Genomic DNA, 6702 nt, shown 5'->3' on the forward strand with positions numbered 1-6702 from the left:
CCCCCCCCCCCCCCCCCCCCCCCCCCCCCCCCCCCCCCCCCCCCCCCCCCCCCCCCCCCCCCCCCCCCCCCCCCCCCCCCCCCCCCCCCCCCCGACCGTCGTCATCTCGGCTCGCGGCCCGGCGGCGCGGACCGTCGCTGGGGTCGTCGCCCACCGCCGGTCCCCCGGTTCAGAGGGAGACGCCGCCCTCACGGGCCATCCTGAGCAGCCGCACCCCGGTCATCTCCAGGCGCATTCCAGCCGTGTCCGATCCGCACCGGAGCACCACCTGCATGCAGCTCGGGCACCGGAGCACCAGCGCAGGGGCATCGGCGTAGACGAGGTGCTGCCCCAGGGGCGCCGTGGCCCCGCAGTGCACGCAGGTCGAGACGGCCGTGGTCGGGTCCACAGCGAGGACCTCGCCGAGCACCCCAGCCGCCGCGTTGCCGTCCAGACGCCGATCAGACGACCCGGGGACATCCGTCACGGGTCACACCTCCCATCCGACCCACCTCGCCGGCTCGTGGCCGTTCGGTCCAGCCTGGTGACCCCTCGTCCGTCCCAGGTGGACCATCCGGCACGTCGCCATCCCGGTCCCGCCTCGGTCGTCCCGCCGCCCGTACGCGCCTGCGCGTCGGCGGCCAGGGCGGATCACGGTCAGCTGACCGTGGCAGCGCGGTCGTGGCCTGCGCATCCGTCATCCGACTGTCGCACGGGGACCCACCGAGTCCGAAGTCCCTGGTGACCCGCGACGGGGTGAGAGAGTCTCTCACCCAGCAGCCCCGGTACGGATCCAGCTCGACGGCGTCCTCCCCGTGAGGGCTCGACACCCCGGCTCACCCGGGGACGCAGGAGAGGGGACTCCATGCCCGACGTCTCGCCCTCCGACCGGACGGAAGGGGCCGAGCTGTTCGGGCGGTCGGCCGAGTCCGCGGTGCTCCGATCCTTCGTCGAGCGTGCTCTCACCCGGGACGACGTGCTGCTGATGACGGGTGAACCGGGTGTCGGTAAGTCCGTCCTGCTGGAGACCGCCGCGCGGCATGCCGAGGCGTCGGGTGCCACGGTCCTGCGGGCGGCGGGGGTCGAGTTCGAGGCCGAGGTGGGCTTCGCGGGGCTGCACCAGCTCCTGCTCCCCCTCCTCGACGACGTCGACGCGCTCGCCGGACCGCACCGCCGGGCGCTCGACGTGGCCCTCGGGCTGGGCTGCGGCAGCTCGCCGTCCCCGCTCCTGGTGTCGGCCGCCGTCCTCGCCCTCGTGAGGAGAGGCGCGCAGTCCCGGCCGGTTCTCATCGTCGTGGACGACCTGCCGTGGCTGGACCGGTCGAGCGTCCGGGTCCTCGGCTTCGTCGCTCGCCGGGTGCACCGCAGTCGTATCGGTTTCCTGGCGGCGGCCAGGACAGGGAGTGACAGCGCCCTGCTCCAGGTTGGTCTCCCCCAGCTCGAGGTGCCACCACTGGACGCGGACGCCGCCGCGGACCTGTTGCAGGCCCGGTTCCCCCTCCTGGACCCACGGATCCGCGAGCGTGTCCTGTCGGCATCCGCGGGCAATCCGCTGGCCCTGCTGGAACTGCCTGCCGTGATGACCGAGGCCCAGCGCACCGGTTCCGCCCCCCTCCCCCCGGCTCTGACGCTGAGCGGTCAGCTCCGGCGGGTCTTCGTCCAGCAGCTCGCCGGCCTGCCCGCCACGACCCGATGGCTGCTGCTGCTGGCCTCCCTCGAGGGGACGGGTGATCTCCGGACACTGCGCGCGGCCGCTGCCGACGACCGGTGGCTCGACGACCTGGCGCCGGCCGAGCGGGCGCGGCTGGTGCGCATCGACCTGAGCGGTCAGCGCGTGGTGCTGGGGCACCCGCTCATCGGCTCTGCAGCGGTCGAGATCTCGTCCAGCGGAGAGATCCGGCGCGCGCACGGGGCCCTGGCCTCCGTGCTGGTCGACCGGCCGGAGGAGTGCGCCTGGCACCTCGCCGAGGCCGTCGTGGGCTCCGACGCCCGGGCCGCCGACCTCCTCGAGACCGCTGCGCAGCGGGCACGACGGAGGGGGGATCCGGTCCGTGCCGTCCAGACCCTGCTCCAGGCGGCCGGACTGACACCCAACGGTCCGGACCGAGCGCGCCGGTTGGCCGCGGCGGCGTCCGTGGCCGCCGACACCACCGGGGAGCTCCGGACCGTCCCCCGACTGCTGCGCGAGGCACGCACGGCCGATCCCGGGACGGCGGCATCCCTCGAAGTCGCGGTCGCTTCTGCCCACCACCTGCTCAACGGGGATGGTGACGTCGGAACCGCCCACCTGGTCCTGGCCAGGGCTGTCGAGCACGCCGTGGAGGACGGGTCTCCTGCCGACGTGGTCGAGGACGCGCTGTACAGCCTCATGACGGTGTGTCACTTCGGCGGTCGCGAGGAGCTCTGGCGGCCCGTGGAGTGGGCACTGACGGCTCTGGGACCCGACGTCCCGCCGGTCCTGTCGGTGTCCAGCAGCCTGTTCGCCGACCCGGTCCGGGCGACAGCTGCTGCGCTCGAGTGGCTGGACGAGCTGCTCGCCTCGGTAGACGCCGCCGTCGATCCCACCTTCGTGGTCCGGGTCGGGATGGCCGCCTGGTACGCCGATCGCCTCGGTGACTGCCGCAGAGCGCTCAGGAGGGTGGTCAGGGACGGCAGGCAGGGCGGCGCGGCGGCTGCCGCCGTCAAGGGCCTGGTGCTGTTGTGCCACGACGCACTCGACGCTGGGCGCTGGGACGAGGCCGTGGGCACGGCCGAGGAGGGCATCGCCTGGGGGGACCGGCTGGGGTACCGGCTCATCACGCGGTACGGCGTCTACTGCTCGGCCCTGGTGGCCGCCGCGCGGGGGGACGGCGAGACCGCGCAGGTCGTGTCCGACGACCTTGTCGCGTGGTCGCTGCCGCGAGGGATCCACCTGTTCGAGGACTTCGCGCACCACGTCCGCGGACTGGCCGCTCTGGGGCGAGGTGATTTCCAGGAGGCGTATCGGCAGCTCACGGCCGTCAGCCCGGTCGGTGGCCCCGCCCCGTGCGGCCCGGTCGCGCTGCGCGTCGTGATGGACCTGGTCGAGGCGGCGGTCCGGACGGGGCGTTCCGCCGAGGCCGCGGCGCACGTGGCGGCCGTGGGCCGGGCCAGGGTCTTCGCCGGTCGACCGAGGCTCGGCCTCCTCCTGGCCGGCTCCGCGGCTCTCGTCGCGTCCGGGGAGGAGGCGGCGGGGCGGTTCGAGCGGGCCCTGGCCGTCCCCGGGGCGGACCGGTACCCCTTCGAGCGCGCGCGGGTCCAGCTCGCCTTCGGCGAGCACCTGCGGCGGACGCGGGCGACCAACGCCTCGCGCGTGCAGCTGGCCGCGGCGCTGGAGACCTTCCGCGACCTCGGATCCCGACCGTGGGCTGAGCGGGCCTGGAACGAGCTGCGAGCGACCGGGCTGACCCACCGGTCCGCCACCGTCGAGCGGGGAACGGGCGCCCTGACGTCGCAGGAGTACCAGATCGCCATGCTCGCGGCCTCCGGGTTGTCCAACAAGCAGATCGGCAGCCGGCTGTACCTGTCCCCACGGACGGTCGGCGCCCACCTCTACCGCGTCTTCCCGAAGCTGGGCATCAGCTCGCGGGCTGCACTGCGCGATGCGTTGAACGGCACGGCGCCCGAGATCGTCGAGATGCCGCGGAGCGCCGGCGCCCGTTGACCGTCCTTTGACTGATGCCTCGCCCCGGCCGTCCCGACAGGGTCGGCACAGCTCGAGGTGACGTCGGGGAGGAGCCGCCATGTCAGTGGTCTCTCGAGGGTTCGGCCGGCGGGAGCCGCGCACGGACCAGCGACTACCACCTGGCCAGTACGACGTCGGTGACCACTTCCCCGTGCTGTCGGCCGGTCCGACCCCGCGAACGCCCCTGAGCGGATGGGACCTGACGATCCAGGGCGCGGTCGACGGGGTCCGGCGCTGGACCTGGGAGGAGTTCCGGAGCCTGCCGCGCGAGGCGGTGTCGGTGGACGTCCACTGCGTGACCAAGTGGTCGAAGTTCGACACCCGGTGGGAAGGTGTCTCGGTCGACACGCTGCTGGCCGAGGTCCAGACCGAGGCCGCACACCTCCTGGCGTTCTGCGACGGTGGCTACACCACGAACCTGCCGCTCGCCGACGTGACCGACGGGCGCGCGTGGGTCGTCGACACCTACGACGGCCGGCCGCTGGCTCCCGAGCACGGAGGGCCGGTGCGGCTGCTGGTCCCGCACCTCTACTTCTGGAAGAGCGCCAAGTGGCTCCGCGGGTTCGCGTTGACCCCGGTCAACGAGCCGGGCTTCTGGGAGACGTTCGGTTACCACGATCGCGGGGACCCATGGCGCGAGCAGCGGTACAGCGGCGACTGACCTGGCTGCGGGCGACGGTCCTGGAGAACCGGCGCGAGTCCGCACGCGTCCACCGGCTGCTCTTCGACGTCCCGGAGTGGCCCGGCCACCTGCCCGGTCAGCACATCGACCTGAGACTGACCGCCGAGGACGGCTACACGGCCCAGCGCAGCTACTCGGTGGCCTCCGCCCCCGAGGACCCCTGGCTGCACCTGCTGGTCGAGCGGCTCGCGGACGGCGAGGTCTCGCCCTACCTCACCGACGAACTGCGCCCCGGGGACCTGCTGGAGCTGCGCGGCCCCATCGGCGGGTACTTCGTCTGGTCGGCCGACCGCGACCGGAGCGGGCATGCGGACGACGCTCGGCGACCGGTGCAGCTCGTGGCGGGAGGTGTCGGCGTCTCGCCCTTCCTCGCCATGCTGGACCACCACCGGCGTACCGGCAGCTCCACGGCGGTACGGCTGCTGTACTCGGCCCGCACGCGCGACGACCTCCTGGGCCGCGAGACCCTCGGCCCGCTGACCACGGTCACGCTGACGCGGGAGTCACCGCCCGACTGGCGGGGACCGACCGGGCGCATCGACGGCCGCATGCTCGAAGAGCACGCATTCCCGCCCACGACGCGGCCGAGGGTCTTCGCCTGCGGCCCGACGGCCTTCGTGGAGAGCGTCGCCACGACGCTCGTGGACCTCGGTCACGACCCGTCGCGGATCAGGCTCGAGCGCTTCGGTGGATCGGACGGCACGTCGTGACGGGCCCGCGACGACCGGACCGTGTGGGGATCCAGGCGTCGGCCGACGCACAGGCGGAGCAGGTCATCCGGTGGCCATGGCCAAGCCGGCGCGCGGGCCCACGCCTCCACCTTGGGCCAGCCCGGCCCGCGCAACCGATCGCGGCCACTCCCTACAGAGAAGGGCAGACTCGACCATGACCGCAGTCGCAGAAGAGACCGGCAGGGCCATTCGTCCGTTCCGCGTGGCCGTCCCGGACGAGGCACTGACCGAGCTGCACCGGCGCATCGACTCGACGCGCTGGCCCTCCAGGGAGCTGGTCACAGATCGCTCGCAGGGCGTGCAGTTGGCGACCATGCAGCAACTGTGCCGCTACTGGGCGACCGAGTACGACTGGCGCAGGTGTGAGGCGAAGTTGAACGCGCTGCCGCAGTTCGTCACCGAGATCGACGGCGTGGACATCCACTTCATCCAGGTGCGCTCGCCGCACGAGACCGCGATGCCGCTGGTCATGACGCACGGCTGGCCCGGCTCCGTCGTGGAGCTGCTCGAGACCGTCGGGCCCCTCACCGACCCGACCGCGTACGGCGGACGCGCCGAGGACGCCTTCCACCTGGTGCTGCCGTCCCTGCCCGGCTACGGCTTCTCCGGCGAGCCGACCGAACTCGGGTGGGACGTCGCCCGCGTCGGACGGGCGTGGGCGGTGCTGATGCGCCGCCTGGGCTACCCGCGCTACGTCGCACAGGGCGGCGACGTGGGCGCCGGCGTCACCGACGCGATGGGTCGCCAGGCACCCGAAGGGCTCGTCGGCATCCACCTGAACCTGCTCGTCACCGCGCTGGGCACCCAGCTGCCGGGCGACACCGAGCCGGAGCGCGCAGCTCTCGATGCGATCGCCACGTTCCGGGCGAGCGGCTTCGCGTACTTCCTGGAACAGGCCACTCGGCCGCAGACCATCGGCTACGGCCTGCTGGACTCACCCGCCGCCCTGGCCTCCTGGATGCTCGACCACGACACCGACTCCTACTACAAGATGTCCCGCGCCTTCGTCGACGGACAGCCGACGGGCAACCTCACGCGGGACCACGTCCTCGACAACATCACGCTGTACTGGCTGACCGGCACCGGGGCCTCGGCCGCCCGGTCCTACTGGGAGAGCTACGGACCCGACGCACCCGCGGCCGCGGCCGGTCGGACTCCTCCGGAGGTCTCGGTCCCGGTCGGCTTCACCACCTTCCCAGGCGAGATCTGGCAGACACCGCGCACGTGGGCCGAGCGGAGCTACCCCACCCTCACGTACTTCAACGAGGTCGACCGGGGCGGCCACTTCGCCGCCTGGGAGGAGCCCGAGCTGTTCACGACCGAGGTCCGGGCCGCCTTCCGTCCGCTGCGCGCACCCCAGGTCCCCGAACCGCGGCGCTGATCCCGGGCCCGGCGGCTCCGAGGACGCCGACGCCTCCCTGGAGCCGCCCCAGCGGGCCATCCAGGATTCCCTGCAGATCGCGAGTAGAGGGGCAGGACCATGACCGCAGTCGACCAGGAGACCAGCAGGGCCGTCCGCCCGTTCCGGGTGGAGGTGCCCGACGAGGCGCTCACCGAGCTGCGCCGGCGCGTCGCGGCGACCGTCTGGCCCGAGCGGGAGACGGTGC

5 protein-coding genes are annotated in these 6702 nt (G+C 73.4%); 4 read left to right on the forward strand and 1 reads right to left on the reverse strand.

The genetic code is table 11. The features are described 5' to 3' along the window. Positions 1-169: 169 nt before the first annotated feature. On the reverse strand, positions 170-466 hold the full coding sequence (locus tag ACI782_RS25895; protein WP_456912989.1) for a DUF6510 family protein: 297 nt from the start codon (positions 464-466) through the stop codon (positions 170-172). Between the two features lie 378 nt (positions 467-844). On the opposite strand from ACI782_RS25895, the gene ACI782_RS25900 reads away from it, so the two are divergent. The 4 genes from ACI782_RS25900 (at position 845) to ACI782_RS25915 (ending at position 6476) form a co-directional block, all read left to right on the forward strand. After that, positions 845-3661: an AAA family ATPase gene (locus tag ACI782_RS25900; RefSeq protein ID WP_456912990.1), complete on the forward strand. Its 2817-nt coding sequence runs from the start codon at positions 845-847 to the stop codon at positions 3659-3661. Between the two features lie 79 nt (positions 3662-3740). Continuing rightward, the gene (locus ACI782_RS25905; protein ID WP_456912991.1) at positions 3741-4343 is read left to right on the forward strand and encodes a molybdopterin-dependent oxidoreductase; all 603 of its coding nucleotides are present in this window, start codon (positions 3741-3743) and stop codon (positions 4341-4343) included. Next, on the forward strand, positions 4313-5074 hold the full coding sequence (locus ACI782_RS25910) for a ferredoxin reductase (protein WP_456912992.1): 762 nt from the start codon (positions 4313-4315) through the stop codon (positions 5072-5074). The genes ACI782_RS25905 and ACI782_RS25910 overlap by 31 nt, the downstream gene beginning before the upstream one ends. A 175-nt stretch (positions 5075-5249) precedes the next feature. After that, positions 5250-6476 carry an epoxide hydrolase family protein gene (locus tag ACI782_RS25915; protein WP_456912993.1) on the forward strand — a complete coding sequence of 409 codons (1227 nt, stop codon included), beginning with the start codon at positions 5250-5252 and terminating at the stop codon, positions 6474-6476. Positions 6477-6702: the final 226 nt, after the last annotated feature.

The sequence above is a fragment of the Geodermatophilus sp. SYSU D00703 genome, from assembly GCF_054050155.1.